Raw genomic sequence first — 19,531 nt, forward strand, 5'->3', positions numbered from 1 at the left:
CCGCCTTCGCTTTGGAGATACTATTTATCTTAAACTTGAACCACTTAAATTAAGCGTGCTCGTAGCGTTCGCTTCAATATCTTCGTTAGTGAAGTGAAGCGGGCGCAATTGCGGTTCTGCTGAGTACAACATGGTTTGATCAAGGGTATGGTCAGAGAGTACATTGCCGCTCTGTGAATAGGTTAACAACCCTTCAGCCTGCGGGCCTTCGTCGGTAAATTCCATAGCGAACATCCAACTTGAACCGTACGTGATGTGGTAGCCACCTGCTTCCGCACTCAAGTCACTGCCTGGCAATAATGGATAGCGATGACGTGGTAAGAGCGTACCGTCATTACCCATATTGCTGCGGAACACGTTAAAACCACCCTCAATATTATGCGCACCAGCCCAAGGTAATTTAACACCTGACGCCGTTCCGTTAGGATTGCTACGCTCAACGAATTGCACGCTTCCTAAAGTTGCAGCCGGGTCGAGACCCGCATCAACAATGCGTTGCTGTGCCGTCGCCAATTGCTGAAGTACCGTATTGTTTGCCGCTAATGTATTTGGCGTTGTTGTTGGCAACTCTGGGTCATAGGCTACTTGCCATTGTGGTGCGCGATTAAATTCAAATGCGAACTCACGGAACATCATGGCGCCTTGGCTGGCACGGTTCATACGCCCATCCCACAACGCTAACGCATCACAAGCTGGGGTAATCACTACCTGACTTGAATCTGGCATATCAACTGGTGTTGCGCCCTGACTTTCACACAAGGCTAACAGGTCAGTTAACACAGCTTCACCTAAGAAAGTACGATTGCCGATTAAACGGTCAACCAAGTCAGCACGATTGAACCGACCGTCCACAGAACCACCTTCAGCGAGCATTTTTTGCCCCAACCGCGAACGCAGTGACTGCTGATTGCCAACCGGCCCCCACAATGGAGAGAGGCCTTCGATAGGCGCTGCTGGATTGGTTAACCAAAAGCTGTCATTTGAGTTTTGAACAAAGTCGGTACGTTCAAGTTGCGGTGCTTGTTCGAAAGGTACGGTTCCTTGCGGAATAAACGCACTGTCATCACCCGGGAATATAAATAACTCAGCTTGTTGTGTGAGTGCTTGGTATAACGGGTTTTCTGCCCATTGCGCAAGCGCTTCCGGTAGAATATTCGGCACCGATGAGCCATCGGTGAAGAAGGCATTACCGGCAGCATCAACCGCCATCGCATTGTTGAAAACCGTACCGGTAAAGTCCACAAAGGTTTGTTTATAGGCGGCAATGTCTTCCGCCATATTCATACCCAGCCAATGGTCGAATAAGTCATAGTTCGGCAAGTTAGCATCATGCAAAGCAAATGCTACATCTTGGCCAGTTTGATCGGTGCCCCATGGCAATGCATTTGGAATCACAATCACTGGGCCAAATTCACTGTAGTAACTGGTTTTACGCATGGTCATAAACGAATCAGGGCCAGTCGCGACACGAATCTCATGTGTTTTGGTCGTCATTGGTACACTTTCACCGTCCAACATATAGCTCGTACCGGTTTCATCTTCAGGATCAAGCGTGAGGCGATGAATGGTAAAGCGCGAAGCCGTCGAGAATGTGTGTGTCCACGCAACATTTTCATTAAAACCAATGTTAATGATGCCCGGCATACCTGATAGTGAACCGCCAACCACTTTTAGGTGCCCTGGCACTTCAATACCAAACTGCCAAAAGCGTTGGTTTCCAGTGTGAGGAAAATGCGGATTGGCTATCAACATGCCTTTATCCGTGGCGCTCAAATCGCTACCGATTGCCCACCCGTTGGAGCCAGCTTCAGTTGGGTTTGTATCTGGAATGCCAACAGTTGAAGCATCAAAGTTTAATGCCAACGGTTCGCCCGTTTCTGATGTTACAAAGGTTTGGTTGTTCGGTACACCCAAAAACAAGGGGCCGGTAAAGTTTGCCGCACCTGGCAACAAAGCGACGCCCTGTGCATAGGTCATAACGTCCAGTGGGGTAATGTCTTGAACCCATGGTTGTCCCGCACAAGCTGGGTCCATATCTGCAGTTTCGGTTTCGTTGATGTACTTATTATAGCCCGCTGCATACCCCGTTAAGAGTGCCTGCGCGTTGTCGCTGATTTGCTCAAAGCCTGCTTCCGCATTGGCGCGAATGCCTAAGGTCAAAAAACCAAAGTCGGTTAATAGGTTCTCTGAGTCACCCGAGCCCGGCACTGCATCTGGGCCGAAGTATAAAGCCCGTTGCGAATTGAATTTGACAACTTGGTCAGCCAGTATACAGAGGTTATCCTGTGCGAATGCGAAGCCAACGCCAAACCCTAAACTTTCCATATTGTCTGCTTTCACATACGGCACACCATAGTCCGTATACGTGATATCCGCGCTGAGCTCGCCACTTGGCGCAAAAGCTACTAAGCCGGTTGGTGGTGGTGGCACGCTAATATCTGGAGGCGTATCGTTTGAGCTATCGCCACAGGCCGCGAGTACGAAAACAGTGCTAGACCACATCAACGATGTCAGCAAGTTACGTTTGAATAAATTATTTTCCATGAGCTTACCTACTTGTTGTTCATATTTGTATGCTTTGTTGCAAACATGTAAATCAACAGCAGTATGGCCCGAACTGGTCGGAGCTGCAAGCTCAAAAATTAATCAACTTTTCCTCGCATCGCTTTGATTGAACTGCGCTTTTTCTTCGAATCAACCCGCCGTTGCTTGGCTGCTTTGGAGGGCTTGGTTGGAATTCTCTTTTTCCGCGTTGCGCCGACACTCTTAACTAATGCGACGAACTGCGCCAAAGCCGACTCGCGATTACTTAATTGGCTTCGTGATTCTTGGCACTTAATAATGATTTTGCCACTTTGAGTTACTCGGTGATCGCGCAGCATTAACAGACGCTCTTTATAAAGCTCTGGTAGTGACGAAGCGCGAATATCAAAAATCAACTGGGCTGCCGTCGAAACTTTATTCACGTTTTGCCCGCCAGCGCCGGATGAACGAATAAATTGCCATTCAATTTCCCGTTCAGGAATAGTCACGCGTTGGGAAATCACAATATCAACCATGAGCAAGTCCACCACTTCTTTGAATACGTCGTTTTACCGCTTTTAATACCAACTGCGGTTGCGCGCTGACCAAGGTAAAGCGCTCTTTTGCACGTGTGATACCGGTATACAACAGCTCTTTGGTTAATATCGGCACATCATGCTCTGGCATGATCATGACGGTATGAGTGAATTCAGAGCCTTGCGACTTATGTATGGTCATTGCATAGGCTGTGTCCACCTGAGTCAATCGACTTGGCAGTATCCAGCGAATAGCGCCATCGGCGGTTTGAAATGCAACCCGCAAAGGATCATTTGCACGCTTTTGCAGCACAATACCGATGTCGCCGTTGCGCAAGTCCATGCTGTAGTCATTATGCGTCACCATAACGGGTCTTCCAATGAACCAACCATGCTCCGCAACGTTGTCGCCGTACAGCCAATAGGCGACGCGCTGATTAAACTGGTGCATTCCCCAATCACCGTCACGTATCGCGGTTAATAACTGAAACTGTGCCAACTGATTTAAGACTGCAACGGCCCATTTATCCAGTTGTTGGTCATCGTCACTGTCAGGCCTTGCCGCAATGATAGCTTTCAACGGAGCATACCCTGCTTCTACCAAGTGCTTGATGGATGCATGACCTGGCTGCTGGGTTTGTACCACTTGAATATTATCAAACTCAGGTTGTGCGGCGGCAATCGCCTGGCTGTTGCTTAACCAGTTCGCGAGCCACTCAGTATGTTGAACGTTCACATCATGCGCCAACTTACCAATGCCTTTATTCGGGTCAAAGCGGCGGCTTTCATGAAACATGGTAGTGTGTTGGAGGTAAGGCCAGAGTTCGCCACTGGAATCAATCTTGTCATCCGGTATCGAGTAATTCGATGTGGCATTTAGCCAACTCGCTACTGCCGGCGTGTAGTGTCCGTACTCGGCCTGGTTGCACAGCTGCCCTAAAATTGCGCCAGCTTCCACTGAAGCGAGCTGATCTTTGTCACCAAGCAGAATGAGCCGCGCGTGCTTAGGCAAAGCTGCGACAACAGCTGCCATCATCTCTATATCAACCATTGATGCTTCATCAATAATTAAAACATCGGTGTGTAACGGGTTATTGCTGTTATGCCGAAACCCGCGTGAATTGGGAAGGGTACCCAGTAAACGATGCAAAGTTACCGCTTCGGTTGAAATATCTGCGCTCACGTCACTACCCGAAGGTAATGATCCAAGCTCTTCGCCAATCGATTCGCTCATTCGTGCGGCTGCTTTGCCGGTTGGCGCGGCAAGCCGTATACGCAGTGGTTCAGCTCGTCCGCGCAGTTGCTGTAACGTTGCCAGAAGACGCACAACTGTATAGGTTTTCCCAGTGCCAGGGCCACCGGTAACAATCGTGAATAGGCTACGCATTGCCATTGCACAGGCATTGCGCTGCCAACTTAATTCACTCTGGGTGCCAAACAATGCATCTAACACCTGTTTCAATGCTGCTGTGTCAACGTTCTGCTGTGCACTCATGCGCTGCGCTAAGTCGGTTTTAATGCGCTGCTCGTAGGTATGATAACGGCGCAAGTAAAGTCGCGTTCCGTCCAAAACTAAGGGGCTATTGGGCGTGTTTACTGCAGCGCTTTGACTCAGCAACTGCTGACATTGTTCTAATGACTTTATACTGGCAATTCCAGCCAACAACTGCGCTGGCTTTAGACACTGCTCAAGGCTTTCTGGCTGCGCATGATCTGGTGGGAGCGCTAAGGTCGTGTTTGCGTTCTTATACAACTGAGCCAGATCAAGGCACGGATGGCCTAGCCCCAGTTGATAGCTAACCAAGCCCGCCATGAGTGCGACAGCTTCATGGCCCTCACCAAGTTGGCGTTGCAGTTGTTCTGCCAAACTCAAATCAATAGCTCGAATCCATTGGTGTTGGTACCACAGCTGAAGCTCACGAATCATACCATTGCCTCCTGCGCTACAAACCAGTCAGCCAATTGTTCGATAAGCTGGCGTGGTGGCCGATCATAAAAAGCCCCAGCATTAGGTGCCTCTATACCGCGCAAGAATAAATACACAGCGCCGCCCACATGCGTGTCGTAGTCATATGCTGCGCCCAAGCGAGATTGCAGCAGCTTGTGCAGCGCCACCAAATAAATCACGTACTGCAGATCATAACGGCTACTCAGTATTTTATCGCGCATGGCGGCATTCGTGTAGGCAGCCAAGTCTGCACCTAAGTAGTTCGACTTGTAGTCCGCAACGTAATAGCGACCGTTATATTCAAAAACAAGATCAATAAACCCCTTGAGCATTCCGTTGAGTTGCATCGGCAACACTTTGGGCCGATCAAACTCAGGTAACACGTATTCTCGAACAAGTTGGTCAAGCTGCTGAGCATCAACCTTGTTCGCTGGAAACCAAAATTCCGGCTCGGCATGGTAATTCTCTAGGTCAGCTAAACAAATGCTGTCACCCGACACCGGTAGTGGTGTGGTAAACATAACCTGCAACCAATTAATTAAAACTGTTTGATGCGGCTCCCATGGGGCAAGCTGGGCGCGTTCGTGAACAAAGCTTTCGATTACTGCTGGCTGCTTCGCAAGCGTTGCGAAGCCTTCTTCGGCGGCATCTTCTAACAAGTTGTGCAAATAGGTTCCGGCGTCAGCGCCCTTGGGAAAGCTATGAATGGTATTTTGCAACGGTGCAGCTTGCGGATGCGGTATTGCGTCACGCTGCTCTTCAAGTGCATTTTCGCTATCAGCATCATCAGCAGCGACCCAGTCACCGTATTTCAATGCGCTGTAGCTTGCCACCCACCAAGGTTCAAACCTATGTTCTGCTGGCATTGTGCAGTATTGAATAGCCACGGCATCCTGCGATTCTGGGCAATATTTTGTGACTGCCACGTCGTCTGCTACAACAGCAACCGAGCAGCTATCTGGTGGCGTCCATTGCGCCAAATCAAGCTGGCTGCCGGCGCTCAATAAATAGTTTAGCGCGGTGTCTGCAAATGTTCGAAAGGGGGCCATGCCAATGAAGGTTGCGAATTGCGCCCGCGTTACTGCTACATATAGCTTTCGAATATCTTCTTCAAGACGTTCTTGGTCGAGCTTTGCTGCTATCGCATCATCACCTTTATCCAGCGCAACGTTAATGCTGCCATCCGCATCATGGTAAACAGCTGGGTACTTGACCCGCTTGTCCAACGTTTTGGTGCAGGCAATAAAAGGTAAGAATACCAGCGGATACTGCAGTCCTTTTGACTTATGGATAGTGATCACTTGCACCAATTGACTATCACTTTCCAGTCGAACTTGCTGTTCCTTTGCATCGGTACTGCTATTCCCCTCACGCGCCAGTTCAATGTGCTCCGCCAGATAGCGCAACAGCCCCGCCATTCCTTCGCTTACAGCCGCATGCTGCTGCAATAATTCTGCCATATGCAACAAGTCGGTTAGTTGCCTTTCGCCGTCGGCAACGCGCAACAGGCGTGCTGGCACATCATAGTCGTGTAACATGCGTTGAATCATTGCTAACACACCGTGCTGTTGCCAGCGATGGTGGTAATCCAGCACTTGTTCAGCAAAACCATCCCATTTCAATTCATCATTCAAGACCGCATCAATGTCATGCAATGATAACCCCAGTAAACGGCTCACCAGCGCAGCACGCAACAAACTCGGATCTCGGGGCTGTGCGCATGCCTGCAAAATACGAAGTAATTCAACGGCCTGTGAACTGGCAAACACTGAATCCCTATCGGACAAATACACGCTTTGAATTTCTCGCGCACGCAAGGCCGCGCGAATCATTTTGGCTTCAGTACCGCTATTTACCAATACCGCAATGTCGCTCGGTTGAATTCGCGTTAGCGCACCATTGTGCTCAAAGCCGGCATCCGGATTATTCAGTAGCTGTGCTATGTGTTCAGCTTGATGCTCAGCCAAAATTGAATTTAGCGAATAGTTATCAACTTTCTTATCGGTCGTGTAGCAATCAAACTGCATGGCAGATGGCACGTCACCATTGATCACGAAGCGGCTTTTTAAACCATTTGCCTCAACAGGTATAAAAGGCAGCGGGTCATTCCCCGTGTCTAAATCTCGAAAATAGAACGCGCCGCGAGGCGTGTCTTTCGCCTGTAAAAACAAGCTATTACTGGCGGCAACCATTGACGCTGTCGAACGGTAATTGGTGCCTAACGTATAATGGCGCCCCGTGGTTGCTAAACGCGCTTTTAAATAAGTATGAATGTCTGCATTGCGAAAGGAATAAATCGCCTGTTTCGGGTCACCAATTAAGAATATACCGGTATCAGGATAGGTGCTTTCAATGTTGTACACCTTGTCAAAAATCGCATATTGCACTGGGTCCGTGTCCTGGAATTCATCCACCATCGCAATCGGAAACTGGCTGCGAATAGTGTCAGCTAAGGCACGTCCAAACTCACCGTGCAGAGCAAACCGCAAACGGGTCAACATATCATCAAAGCCCATTTCGCCACGTTGCTGCTGAATAAAAGCGAAACGTTGCTGCATCCACTGTGCAGCGTGCTGCAGCAAACCTGAACGCGGTTTGGGCAAACCATCAACGGCGTCTTTTAAGGCAGCGAGCTTGTCCCAGAGTGGGTGGGCGGGTAGTTCGGTCTTTAATGAATTGTGTTGCAGATCGTCAGCCGTTAATTTTTGCCAGCCCGAAACGGGATCTAAAGGCGGCAATAAATCAGCATCTGTTGAAGAAATAGTGATCGCCCAATCGCGTATCTGAGCGAACCATTTTTGTACAGAATCTGCACGCAATTTATTACCGTTAACCAGTTTTTGCGTCCGCAATTCTTGCAGCATTTGCTCACATTCATCGGCCCATTGAGCCCAAGGGTACTGATGAAATTGCTCACGCACCTGTTGCTCAGCACTAAGCTGTTGGTGCAATAGTTCAGTCGGCGCTGGCAACGTCGCTGACTGCCCTTGATTCAAGATTGAACGCACAGCTTGAAACAACCGCTGGGGGTCGCTGAACTCTGCGGTAATTAGACGATAATACGGTAATTCGTGATCAGCCAGTGGGCTTACAAAAGTTCGCCAGTAATCTTCACTAACAAGCTCCCATAACGCTTGGGTGTCGGTATTTAACTGTTGTGTAAATAGGCTTCCACTTGCAAATGCATGTTCACGTAGCATGCGGTTGCACCAACCATGAATGGTATGCACCGCCGCTTCGTCCATTGCTTGCGCAGCTAAATCTAAAACACGCCCGTGTTGTGCGTGCTCAGCGGCCGGAAATTCATCTTTTAACTGCCGTAAAAATGCATCGCTGGTATCCACGTCACCACGGAAAAAAGCTGCAGCTTCACTTAAATTCGCACGGATGCGATTACGCAACTCTTCTGTTGCCGCGTCGGTAAACGTCACCACCAAAATTTCATCGGGGGTATAGCAACGGCTGGTTCCGTGCCCTAACACCAAACGTAAATACAAGGCAGCAATGGTGTAGGTTTTACCGGTACCAGCGCTGGCTTCAATTAAACGGCTGTCGTACAACGGAAACGTGAGCGGTTGTAAGGTGTTAATGCTTGTCATTGGCCCGCCTCGCTGGTCACCGAGCTCGACAACAGTGCTTGCATCATTGGCTGATACAGCACTTGTGCTAACTCATTGAAGCGTTCGCTTTGTGTTAAACACTGATAACTAGGGAAATACCGCGCGGCATACACCGCGCGCAGAACCTGTGCGGTGTGGCTTTGTGTGCTTTCTTCGTAGAACGTTTGTGCTTTCGGGTGAACAGCATTCACCTGCTCAAAGTCGAAAGATGTTGACCAATCTTTATGGTTTTCCTTAATGCCGGCAAAAGCAGCTTCAAGTTCCATCGGTAATGGCTCTTGCAACCCGATGGCGACATAGTGCATGAGTTTATCTAAAAGGTACTGCGCATCCGCTTTGGGCATCGCGGCAAAAGCTATCACACCTTCGCGCCCCAGTATTTTACTGTGGGTGGCGTGATGGCTATTTAGTAATAAATGTTCAACCCAAATTTGTACGGCATACTTAGGCCGGGGCTTGTAACTTTTAACTTTATTATCAACCACCACAGACGGCGTAACGTGCAGCCAAAGCCACTCACCCGTTGCGCCTTGCTGCAGGTTAGAAAACGTTGCTTCTACGAGTAGCCCGGATTCAAAACTCCGCTGAATTTGCACCGTGTCTACGGCCTCAGGATATCCAGCGAACAGTTCTTCTGCGCGCTCCAATAATCCTGTTGTATCTTCATAGAGCGCTTGCTTCATGGCAACGCCAGCGGCCCCCTGGGGTAACTCGCCAGCACGCTGAAAGCGCTCTAACATCGCTGCAATGGTCGTAGCGGCAGCACCTATGTCATGTCCCGCACGTAAGTTTTGTATTGCCAGCTCTAAGGTTGGCTGCAGTAGCTGCCAACGCTCGAGGTTATCAAGTGCAAACCGTTCTTCATCGCGCAAGTTCATGGTTCGATCACTGAGGTAGGTGTTGAAGCGCACTTGAGTAAATAATTTTGCCGGCTCTTTCATAAAATCGGCCAACTGCTTCACCGTCAGCGCACGCGAGGGCGTCCATAGCGGCAATGCTGCACCATTTTCAGTTTTTTCCGCGGCTTGATGATGTACTACATGCCATTCGTCAGCATAGGTAAACAACGCTTGGGCACTCGGTTTTGCAGCCGAAAAATAGGCATTGTTAAACGGTTGCAAGCGGTGCTCTAACACCCATGGTTTACCATTGCGGCGCGCGCCATAGGTATGTTGAATATGCTCCAGCAATTGACTCACCAGCACCGACGGCGGCTTTTCGCTGTTGTCCCGAATATTGCGACCTTGCCAACTGATATAAAGACAGTCTTGCGCTGACAGGATAGCTTCTAAAAATAAATAGCGGTCATCTTCTCTGCGGGAACGATCGCCGGGCCGATAGTCGTGCGCCATCAAATCAAAATCAAAGGGTTTTTGCGTACGCGGGTAATCACCGTCATTCATTCCCAATAAACAAACACACTTGAACGGAATCGCGCGCATTGGCATCAAGGTGGCAAAATTAACGCTACCTGCCAAAAACCGTTGATTCAGTGTCGGTTCATCCACGCTGCTCAGCCAGCTTTCTAGCACCACAGCTAACGAAATTGGGGTATCAAGGTGAGCACTTTGCGTTGCCTCCAACCACTGCTGCAAGCGCTGCTGCAAGCGATTCATTAATACCACGTCGCCATCTATTTCCGGCGCAAATAGCCGGGACAAAAGTGTATTAAGGTACGTGGCCCATTGCTGAGGTGTATGGGCTTGGTTTGCATGTTCAAAATGATCAGTCAGCACGTGCACAAATTGCTGCAATGCACCCACAATATCGGCGTCTAGCCCGCCAACATCGACTAACGGCTCAATGTCTTGCCAGGCTGAATCTAACGACTCCACATCCCCAGTTGCGTATCCAAGCACCATGCGCTGCAGACCAAACAGCCAGGTATTGGGATGTGCTTCTGGCAACTGCAAGTGGCGGCGGTGGTGCTCATCAAGTGCCCAGCGCACACCCGCTGCATCAATCCAATGCTGCAATGTTGCCAATTGAGATGGTTGCATCGCAAAACGGTTTTGAATCGCGTTAACTTGCAACAGATCAAAAACCTCACTCGCGTTGGCGCGCTGCTGCCCTATCGTGAGAACGTACTCCAATGCGATTAACATCGGGTGCTGATGGCGCGCGCCTTGGTCAGCCAAACTATAGGGAATGTATCTTGGGTCGCTACGCTCTACCCGACCAAACACCGCTTCGATATGCGGCGCATAACGATCAATGTCCGGCACCATAACCATGACATCGCGCGGCTTTAAATCAGGGTTTTGAGCAAATTGCGCCAACAATTGATCATGCAACACTTCCACTTCACGTTGCGGACTATGTGCACTATGGAACTGCAGCGCTTCATCGTTAAGCTGAATACCTGCCCATTGCTGCTTAGCATCTGCTGTTGCATTGAGCTGCAAGATATCAAAACGTAATGCTTCAAGCACACTAGGTTGGGGTGGCAGCTCTTGCTCAAACATATCCAGTTTTAAGGTTGGAAATTCGCCGCGTAACTGTTCGGTTTCATCGAACTGATCAAGCAACCGAATGTAGTCCCGTCCCTGCTTTCCCCAAGATGCCAATAATGGATGACTGTTAGCATGCAAATCTGCCGGGCTAAGCTCGGCCGGATGGCGACTCTGGCGGCGCGACTTCATATGCTGCTGGTAGATATCCCGACCATCAATAATATCCGCCCAGTAATATTGACAGGGGTTATGCACACAGAGCACCACCTGCGTAAAACGACTCAGTGCCTGCAGAACTTCCAGGGTTTGTTTGGGTAAGCTTGAAATGCCGAATACCACCACCCGTTGCGGAATCTTCCAGGGCCGATTCGTAACAGTCAATTGCTGGCACTGGTCAACGAATTGTTGATGCAAGTAGGCGCGGTTGTTCCAACGAGAATCGCCGACATCCGCCAACAAATAGCGCCATAACAATGGTTGCCACTGCTGCGCCTCCGGGGCTGTGCTGAAATCACCTTCGGCCCAGGCACTTAACCAATCAGCCCGGTATATTTGATATTGGTCGTACAAGTCAGCAAGCCGCTCGCTTAACTGAAAACATTTACGTTGGTCGGTATCATCGGCCATGTAACGCCGTAATGGCTCAAATTCCGGCTCGTTGAGATGTGCGGGTAACACACGCAAAATACGCCAGGTTAGTCGGTCTTTGTCGAACGGCGATTGGCGCGGCAAATCATCGCCTAGCACTGCGCGGTATGCCTGCCATTGAAAACGCGCGGGTAAGGTAACATCAACCATCGCCGCAATTCCTAACCCAGAGGCAAGATGTTGCTTTAACCATTGTGCAATGCCATTGGACTGCACCAAAATGGTTTCAGTTGCCAGCGGCGCCAGCGGATACTGCTTGCTAATCGATACCACAAGGTCGGTTAAGTCCTGTAACCGGTGGCTGTGGGCAACAATGAATCCTGGGGTAAGCGCGCTCATGACTGTTCCTCTGCATGTCTGATTGTCATCCTAACGAAATACCACGGCTTAAACCAGTGGATTACGCCAATCTGGGTCGCTGTATAGTGATATTGTGAACTGCCTGATTTTATCTATAGTAACAAGCACGTTCATTGCATTAGAAAACCAAACAAGGAGTTGTACATGCGCCAGCTATCAAACTTATTTTTAATCGTATTTGCGGCACTAGCACTCACTGCATGTGATGCGGAACCAACTGTTAATCGTATCCCTATGGATGTCGCTGATGTACCCAATATCCACCACCCAACAGCACACCATTTTACCTCAGGTAAACCCACTAAAAACGATCTGATAAAACTTAAAAATCAGGGTGTAACTGCGGTAATAAATTTACTTACAGATGCAGACATGGGTAACCATGATGAAGCCAACTGGGCACAAGAACTCAACCTGGATTATTATCGTGTACCTGTCGCTGGCAGTGCTGACTTAACCCGCGAAAATGTTGCCGAATTTGATCGTCTGTTAGCACTTACCGCAAACGAAACAGTGCTTTTGCATTGTTCTAGCAGTAATCGCGTTGGCGCCATGATGGCGCTACGCGCTGCATGGCACCAAGACGCTAACACCGAAGATGCGCTCACCATCGGCCGACAGTACGGTTTAAAAGACTTACAGACACACGTGGAAAAGCTGCTCAACGAATAAAGTTATGCTAAAATTCGTGCGCAATTTTTGACCTCGGATTTGCGATCCGATTCGCCAAAAGAAGGAAGTAACTGATGTATATTTGCGCTGCACTGTATAAGTTCGTTGAATTTAATGCGTTTGAAGCATTCCGCGAACCACTATATAACTGCATGATTGAAAATGAAGTTAAAGGTACGTTGCTGTTAGCTCGTGAAGGCATTAACGGTACCATTTGCGGCACCCGGGAAGGGGTCGACAATGTACTGCGCTTTATTCGCAGCAGCGATGCGTTTGCCGATATTGAACACAAAGAGTCGCCAAGCGACAAACAAGCGTTCTATCGCACCAAGGTAAAACTTAAAAAAGAAATCGTTACCATGGGTATCGACTGGGTTGACCCGAAGAACGTGGTTGGCACCTACGTGGAAGCGAAAGACTGGAATAATCTTATTCGCGATCCAGAAGTGTTACTCATTGATACACGCAATGACTATGAGTTTGCCGTGGGTACCTTTGAAGGTGCGGTTAACCCAAAAACAGATTCTTTTCGAGAGTTTCCTCAATACGTTAAAGAACACCTTGACCCCGACAAGCACAAGAAGGTGGCTATGTTCTGCACCGGCGGCATTCGTTGCGAAAAGTCCACAGCCTACTTGAAATCAATCGGCTTTGACGAGGTTTATCACCTAAAAGGCGGCATTCTTAAATACTTAGAAGAAGTTCCGGAAGAAGACACAACCTGGAACGGTGACTGTTTCGTATTTGACCAGCGTGTCACTGTCCGTCACGGCCTGCAACCCGGTGATTACGATCAATGCTATGCTTGCCGCATGCCAATTACCGACGCCGAAAAGCAATCCGAACACTATGTGAAAGGTGTGAGCTGTCCGCACTGCCATGACAAAACCACTGCAGAGCAAAAAGAACGTTTTGCCGAACGTGAAAAACAATTTCAATTGGCAAAGAAGCGTGGCGAAGCGCATATCCGCGATGGCAAAGTCGATGAGCTTAATCGGGTTTAATCATTGCTACTTGTTACTTGAATTGGTCTATACTGAACCTCAAGTACAAGTTAGAAATTAAATCCAAACAAGGAGTTAAACATGCAACAGTTAAACGTGATTGGTATGGATCAACATCATGCTGAGCAATTAGCAGAACGCTTAAATCAGCTGCTGGCAAACTACCAGGTGTTTTACATGAACACGCGCGGCTTTCACTGGAATATCAAAGGCCAAGAGTTCTTTGAATTGCATGCCAAGTTTGAAGAAACCTACAATGACTTGTTATTAAAGGTCGATGAAATTGCCGAGCGTATATTAACGCTAGGGCAACGTCCTCTGCATGCTTATTCCACTTACATTAAGGCAAGTGAGATTCAAGAAGCAAAAGACATTCATGACGGTAAAGCCTGTGTTCGCGAAATTCTAGACAGCTATCGCATTGTGATTCGTCTACAACGTGAAATTCTTGAGCTCGCTGGTGAATCGAATGACGAAGGTACATCATCATTAATGAGCGATTACATTAAAGAGCAAGAAAAAACTGCTTGGATGCTAACCTCGTACCTTGGTTAATCACTGCGACTCGCTCAATGAAAACCGCGCCCCCTTCGGCGCGGTTTTTTTATGCTTTTCGCAAATTGCAGGAAGTTTGCTATGCTGATTAGGTAGTAACTTAATCCATGAAAATCAAAAGGAAAAATACGATGAACAAAGTCATTGGAATCGTTCTACTGGTGGTCGGTGTCATTTTGCTGTATTTCGGATGGGAAGCATATAATTCTGTGGCTTCTGAAGCCTCTCAGGCTGTCACTGGCGAAACAACTGACGAAGCAATGTGGTACTTAATTGGTGGCGCAGTTGCTGTTATCGTTGGCTTGTATGGTGTAATTCGGGGCAAGTAATCAACCAACCGATAACCGATGAAGTTAATCTCAAAAAGGCGAGCCCAGTGGCTCGCCTTTTTCATTTATTCTTGCTGAACTAGTCGTGTTGAACATTGGGCAAGCGCAAAGCCCGAGCTGCTGCTATACCACCTAATACAATCAGTAAACCTACAACAGCTTCAACCCCTGCATAGGCTTCCAGTACCCCAAGCAAAATACCGAGCAGTAGCACCAGACCAATGACAGTATTTGAGACTGCGGTGAATTGAGCGCGTGTTTCTTGCGTAGCCATATCAATCAAGTAGGTTTTACGACCTACGCGAGCGCCATGATGTGCGACCGCGGCCATAAAAATCAGAGCGCCAGCTAGCCCTTGCTGCGCTAAATAGTCGGGCTGCCAAATATAAAGCACTAAGGCAACCGCCATAATTAATGTCGCTAAGCATGCAGCTGCTGCCATGACATGGTGGCTGGCACTATCCGACCAACGCCCCCAAAATCGGCCTGCTAGCATTCCGGCTAAACCACTGGCCAGCATCAGCCCGCCGAGCCCGGTTAAACTGCCATCACCGCTGCGCTGAATCATAACCACAATATAGGGTATCGCAAATGCTGAGGCGACCAACAACGCTCGCGTAAGTACAAACTGGCCGAAATGTTTATCGGTCCATAGCAGGCGAATTGACTTTAACGCCTCAACCAGAGCATTACCGCCACCTTCGGTTGCTCCTGGCACCTCAGGTACACGGGCATAAATAACTGCAGCAAGTAGCCACAATGCAGCCGCAAAGCTTAGCAAAACCACAAATACCCAAGCTTCGCCATCCCGTTCCGTGTTCGTTACCTCGGGCGCGAAAATAATCACCAATGCGGTTACTAACGATAGCGAACCAGCAATCGATGCCGCCAGACCTGATAGCCTTCCCCGACGGGTTTTGGAGATGGTTTTGCCCTGTACGTCTTTAATGGCAACAGAGCACACCCCGCGCGATAAACTAAACAATGCGAGAAGAATAACAACCGCCCAGCCCAGCAATACCCCTTGGGTTATTAGGATAGCAACAACCATGCCGACCAAAGCGAATGCCTGGCCAATACTACCTATAACCCAGAACCATTTACGCACCGGTGTTTGTCGCATTTGTTGCGCAATAAATAGCTGGGGCAATAAAGCGAGCGATTCACGCAACGGAACTAAGGCACTAATAAAAATACTCGGGGCACCAAGCGCAGTGAGCATCCACGGTAAAACCAAACGTGCACTAACCAATGAGTCACCCAACTTCGTTAACGTCAGCGACCAAAGGTGAGCTAAAAATGCTTGGGGTTGGTCGTTACAGGCACTCTCAGGAATGTCCTTACAAACTCGGGCATCTTCATCCTCAGCTAAATAGCCGTACATGCGATCGGTTAGCTTGGACATGGCGTCTCCTTGTTCGTTACACCCGACTAGTGATTGTGCTGTAAGTGGTGATGCAGTTCATACCAGAGCTGGCTGATGGTGTTGGAGAGTTCGAGCCAGTTTTGCAATACCGCGGGGTTAATTCGCTCCCCCGACGCACCTTCGTAAGCATTGATAAATGCACGCTGCTCAGCGCGCTCTAACTGATTGACTTGTATGCAATTAGCTAAATCGAAATAACGTTCACCTAAACCGGCATATTCCCAGTCGATAACGAGGGGAGGTCTACTTAAAAACACATGATGGAAAGCTAAATCGTTATGGCAAAAAACCGGATTATTCCCAAAACTGTCCAATAATTTACGCTGTTGTTGCAGGCGCTTTTCAAACTGGCGTGCTCGTTCAGGTTCAAACTGTACAAGATTGTCGCAATACCGCTGCACACGCGTTCGCAACGACCAAACAGGCACTTCCACTTGCAAACGATGAATATGCGCACTGATTTCACCTAAACGCTGAATTTTAGTACCAAGCGACTTTTTGTCATGCGACAAATCAGGGGTATCGATGAATGTTTGCAGCATTAAACCTTGTACTGCGTCATAATGAAGTACTTCCGGTGCCACACCATGCTCGGCTAGCTTTTGCTGCACGGCCACTTCCTGATCACGATCTAAACCGTAAGGGTGGTCAAAACGGAAGTGCTTTAATACGTAAGTACCGTTGGTTGCAGTTATTTTATACACATCATTGGCGACACCACGTAGCAAAGGCTCCGTGTTCATCACACCGTGTATTGGTAAATTCGTTAACCAGTGCTGCTGCATAAATCCTTTTGACTCCGCCGCCAATTCCACATGGCGTATACTATCAACAATACGTAAATGGCAAAAAGCCCGCTGGTTTTTTCAAACCCTTTAATGGCATACAAGTAGATATATACGCTATCAATAACTAACCAATAGAGCCAGTTAGAAAATAATTTTCGGGTCAATAACCAGGTTGCAAACAAACTATACACGGTTGTAAAACTGTCCAACCAAACTTGATCAGCGTCTGTATAGAGCGTCAGCAACCACGCACAAAGGCTAGCAATTAATGCTAGCACTATAATCGCAGCGCCATGCCAATACCACGAATATTCCATTTGCTCACTTGCTGGCGCCTGCGCCACACCGTACCGCCATTGCCACCAGCCGTATACGGCCAGAACAACGTAAATAGCCTGCAGCCCTGCTTCCATATAGAGCTGCACGCCAAACATTAAATAGGTATAAATGGCACAACTGATTGCACCTGCAAGCCAGCACCACAGCGATTGGCGCGCAGCCAACCACAAGTAAATAAGTGCAAATACAATAGCGGTAACTTCCATTTAAAGTGCCCTATTACATACTGTAATTAAAGGTGATGCCGAATCGGCGTGGCTCGCCCCATTGTACATAGGTGGTCGGCTCATACCCATCGCGTGGGTCATTACCAAAATAGAACCCACGGGTTGCGTAATCTTCATCCGCTAAGTTACGCCCCCATAACGTGATACGCCACGCATCAATCTGCCAGTTCAAGTTTGCATGCAGCAGAGTTAACTTATCACTCTGGCTGTTGTGAGAATCCGAAAAGTAAAAGCTGTCTTTGGCATCCACCTGAATACTTGCCTTCAAACTATCTGTGATCAGCCAATTTAACCCAGTATTGACTTGATAGCTTGGTGCCTGCGCTTGCTCACGCCCAGTCATATCAATCCCGTCTTCGGTGATAAAACCACGAATTTCACTATCCAGCAAACCCACGTTCGCAAACCACCATAACGACGGCTGAATTTGCATATTCAATTCAGCCTCAATGCCCCGCGTTGTTCCTGCGGCGGCATTTTCAATATACCCCACAAAGGTTTGGGCGCGATTTACCCAGCTTTTCAACTGCACTTGATCACGATTTTGATGAAACGCGGCCAAGTTAAGCGACAGCGTGTCGTCTGTGTTAACCAATTTATAGCCCACTTCAAAACTTTCTAAATATTCCGGTGCGAACGTGGCGCGCTGCAATAAAAAGGTTTCAAGCTCGGGATTGTCGGTTACTTTGCCGAGTGCATCACCATTTACACCGCCTGTTTTATAGCCTTGTGACCACGTGACGTACCATAGCTGGCCTACTTCAGGGGTGTAACTTACACTGACTCGACCGCCCGCCATGGTATTGCGTGGCTGCGCGTTTACTGCGTTGGTATCACTGTATTCGTTACGGTAGCGCTCTAAACGCAAGCCCGTGGTCAGTTTCCAGCGCGGATTAAAATAGTGCGTAAGTTCGCCATACAAGGCATTGCGCATACTGTCATAATCGCTAACAAAACGATCTTCCGCACCTAAATCCCAATTCATAAATTCGCGTTCAAGAGTTTCGTCACGCTGTAAATGGTACCAACCAACTACCCAGTCTGTTGGTACCCCAAACAAATCAAATGGCGTGTTACTTAACCACCGTATATCCAACGTGTGATCAAGGCGGTCGCGCCAATAAGCGTCAGTTGAAGAGTATTCCCAGCCGGGCGCAATGCCGACATAACTCCAGTCCTCGTCATAACTGTAGAGCGTATCTGCACTAAGAACACTGTAACTTACGCTCGTCTGATGCGTGTCCGCGCCGCTGTATGTTAATTCAAAGCGCGCAGCTTGCAGGCTTACATCGTCCTCACCTGGCTCGTCTGAATAGGTTTCACGGGTATTGTCTAATGAAAATGCGTCATAGCCGTTGTTTTGGCGGTAGGCATGCAAGGTACTACGCAGTTGCCAGTCAGCACTTAGCTCTGTCCACACATTTAAACGTGCTATACGTTCTGAGCGCGCTTGCGTGTCATCACGATTTAGATAAATATTGTCAGTGAAGCCATCATCACGCTGTTGATACACACTCAGTCGCGCTCGACCAAACTGAGCAACCTCACCACCAGCTGCGAAACCGCCTTCCAGAGCGCCATAATTTGCAGCCCCCAGTTGCCAAAAGCCATCGAAATCGGTGTTAGGCTGCGTGCTTTCAAGCACTAACATACCCGCCATGCCATCAGCGCCAAAGCGACCACTTTGTGGCCCGCGATACACTTCAACCTGGCTAATATCAAACAATTGTGCAGCCTGGCCTAGGCCACTGTAATTGATGCCATCGATTAAAATACCCACCGATGGATTAATCGGGTCAACAAATTGACTGCGCTCACCAATCCCACGAATTTGCATGAATCGAGCGCGCGAACTGCCGCTTGAGAAATTTAAATTGGGAATTACGTTGAGCACGTCTTCCATGTGTGTGCCGTGGCGTTGCCCCATTACATCAGCGGTTAATACGGACACGCTGGTGGGTGCTTCATTCACATAAAGAGAGCGGTACTGACCTTGAACAGCAATACGTTCAATGGGCTCATCGGGAGAGATTGCGGCTAGCGCAACTAAACTTATAACAGTTGAAATCATGGATCATTTCCTCAAACACAGGGTCAGAAATA

13 protein-coding genes are annotated in these 19,531 nt (G+C 48.6%); 4 read left to right on the forward strand and 9 right to left on the reverse strand.

Annotated elements, in window-relative coordinates; genetic code table 11:
• Positions 1-24 precede the first annotated feature (24 nt).
• The 5 genes from ACN0UN_RS05330 to recC form a co-directional block, all read right to left on the reverse strand.
• Positions 25-2,544, reverse strand: coding sequence for an acylase (locus ACN0UN_RS05330; RefSeq protein ID WP_417659062.1), 2,520 nt, complete (start codon positions 2,542-2,544; stop codon positions 25-27).
• 98 nt (positions 2,545-2,642) lie between these two features.
• Positions 2,643-3,059, reverse strand: a complete 417-nt coding sequence (gene arfB, locus ACN0UN_RS05335) for an alternative ribosome rescue aminoacyl-tRNA hydrolase ArfB (RefSeq protein WP_417659063.1) — start codon at positions 3,057-3,059, stop codon at positions 2,643-2,645.
• Positions 3,052-4,986, reverse strand: a complete 1,935-nt coding sequence (recD, locus tag ACN0UN_RS05340) for an exodeoxyribonuclease V subunit alpha (RefSeq protein WP_417659064.1) — start codon at positions 4,984-4,986, stop codon at positions 3,052-3,054. The genes arfB and recD overlap by 8 nt, the downstream gene beginning before the upstream one ends.
• Positions 4,983-8,606 carry an exodeoxyribonuclease V subunit beta gene (gene recB, locus ACN0UN_RS05345; protein ID WP_417659065.1) on the reverse strand — a complete coding sequence of 1,208 codons (3,624 nt, stop codon included), beginning with the start codon at positions 8,604-8,606 and terminating at the stop codon, positions 4,983-4,985. The genes recD and recB overlap by 4 nt, the downstream gene beginning before the upstream one ends.
• Positions 8,603-12,067 carry an exodeoxyribonuclease V subunit gamma gene (recC, locus tag ACN0UN_RS05350; RefSeq protein ID WP_417659066.1) on the reverse strand — a complete coding sequence of 1,155 codons (3,465 nt, stop codon included), beginning with the start codon at positions 12,065-12,067 and terminating at the stop codon, positions 8,603-8,605. Before recC ends, recB begins: the two co-directional genes overlap by 4 nt.
• A 165-nt stretch (positions 12,068-12,232) precedes the next feature.
• Between recC and ACN0UN_RS05355 the strand changes: the two genes are divergently transcribed.
• From ACN0UN_RS05355 to ACN0UN_RS05370, 4 genes are all read left to right on the forward strand, one after another.
• Positions 12,233-12,760, forward strand: coding sequence for a serine/threonine protein phosphatase (locus ACN0UN_RS05355; protein WP_417659067.1), 528 nt, complete (start codon positions 12,233-12,235; stop codon positions 12,758-12,760).
• Between the two features lie 74 nt (positions 12,761-12,834).
• The gene (locus ACN0UN_RS05360; RefSeq protein WP_417659068.1) at positions 12,835-13,764 is read left to right on the forward strand and encodes a rhodanese-related sulfurtransferase; all 930 of its coding nucleotides are present in this window, start codon (positions 12,835-12,837) and stop codon (positions 13,762-13,764) included.
• Positions 13,765-13,845: 81 nt separating this feature from the next.
• Positions 13,846-14,319, forward strand: a complete 474-nt coding sequence (locus tag ACN0UN_RS05365; protein WP_128352804.1) for a Dps family protein — start codon at positions 13,846-13,848, stop codon at positions 14,317-14,319.
• Between the two features lie 131 nt (positions 14,320-14,450).
• Positions 14,451-14,648: a DUF3185 family protein gene (locus tag ACN0UN_RS05370; RefSeq protein ID WP_417659069.1), complete on the forward strand. Its 198-nt coding sequence runs from the start codon at positions 14,451-14,453 to the stop codon at positions 14,646-14,648.
• A 79-nt stretch (positions 14,649-14,727) separates the two neighbouring features.
• Here the strand turns inward: ACN0UN_RS05370 and ACN0UN_RS05375 are convergent, their stop codons facing one another.
• The 4 genes from ACN0UN_RS05375 to ACN0UN_RS05390 are packed head-to-tail and all read right to left on the reverse strand — an operon-like array spanning position 14,728 to position 19,499.
• Positions 14,728-16,053: an MFS transporter permease gene (locus tag ACN0UN_RS05375; RefSeq protein WP_417659070.1), complete on the reverse strand. Its 1,326-nt coding sequence runs from the start codon at positions 16,051-16,053 to the stop codon at positions 14,728-14,730.
• Between the two features lie 26 nt (positions 16,054-16,079).
• Positions 16,080-16,859 carry a phosphotransferase gene (locus tag ACN0UN_RS05380; protein WP_417659071.1) on the reverse strand — a complete coding sequence of 260 codons (780 nt, stop codon included), beginning with the start codon at positions 16,857-16,859 and terminating at the stop codon, positions 16,080-16,082.
• Positions 16,841-17,407: a nicotinamide riboside transporter PnuC gene (gene pnuC / locus ACN0UN_RS05385; protein WP_128352800.1), complete on the reverse strand. Its 567-nt coding sequence runs from the start codon at positions 17,405-17,407 to the stop codon at positions 16,841-16,843. The genes ACN0UN_RS05380 and pnuC overlap by 19 nt, the downstream gene beginning before the upstream one ends.
• A gap of 13 nt (positions 17,408-17,420) precedes the next feature.
• Positions 17,421-19,499: a TonB-dependent receptor gene (locus ACN0UN_RS05390; RefSeq protein ID WP_417659072.1), complete on the reverse strand. Its 2,079-nt coding sequence runs from the start codon at positions 19,497-19,499 to the stop codon at positions 17,421-17,423.
• Between the last annotated feature and the right edge of the window lie 32 nt (positions 19,500-19,531).

This window comes from Pseudidiomarina sp. (assembly GCF_048267825.1).
Lineage (GTDB): Bacteria > Pseudomonadota > Gammaproteobacteria > Enterobacterales > Alteromonadaceae > Pseudidiomarina.

Coding starts and splice junctions, on each gene's coding strand:
- ACN0UN_RS05330 (WP_417659062.1), bottom strand. CDS start 2,544: ATGGAAAATAATTTATTCAAACGTAACTTGCTGACATCGTTGATGTGG.
- arfB (WP_417659063.1), bottom strand. CDS start 3,059: ATGGTTGATATTGTGATTTCCCAACGCGTGACTATTCCTGAACGGGAA.
- recD (WP_417659064.1), bottom strand. CDS start 4,986: ATGATTCGTGAGCTTCAGCTGTGGTACCAACACCAATGGATTCGAGCT.
- recB (WP_417659065.1), bottom strand. CDS start 8,606: ATGACAAGCATTAACACCTTACAACCGCTCACGTTTCCGTTGTACGAC.
- recC (WP_417659066.1), bottom strand. CDS start 12,067: ATGAGCGCGCTTACCCCAGGATTCATTGTTGCCCACAGCCACCGGTTA.
- ACN0UN_RS05355 (WP_417659067.1), top strand. CDS start 12,233: ATGCGCCAGCTATCAAACTTATTTTTAATCGTATTTGCGGCACTAGCA.
- ACN0UN_RS05360 (WP_417659068.1), top strand. CDS start 12,835: ATGTATATTTGCGCTGCACTGTATAAGTTCGTTGAATTTAATGCGTTT.
- ACN0UN_RS05365 (WP_128352804.1), top strand. CDS start 13,846: ATGCAACAGTTAAACGTGATTGGTATGGATCAACATCATGCTGAGCAA.
- ACN0UN_RS05370 (WP_417659069.1), top strand. CDS start 14,451: ATGAACAAAGTCATTGGAATCGTTCTACTGGTGGTCGGTGTCATTTTG.
- ACN0UN_RS05375 (WP_417659070.1), bottom strand. CDS start 16,053: ATGTCCAAGCTAACCGATCGCATGTACGGCTATTTAGCTGAGGATGAA.
- ACN0UN_RS05380 (WP_417659071.1), bottom strand. CDS start 16,859: ATGCAGCAGCACTGGTTAACGAATTTACCAATACACGGTGTGATGAAC.
- pnuC (WP_128352800.1), bottom strand. CDS start 17,407: ATGGAAGTTACCGCTATTGTATTTGCACTTATTTACTTGTGGTTGGCT.
- ACN0UN_RS05390 (WP_417659072.1), bottom strand. CDS start 19,499: ATGATTTCAACTGTTATAAGTTTAGTTGCGCTAGCCGCAATCTCTCCC.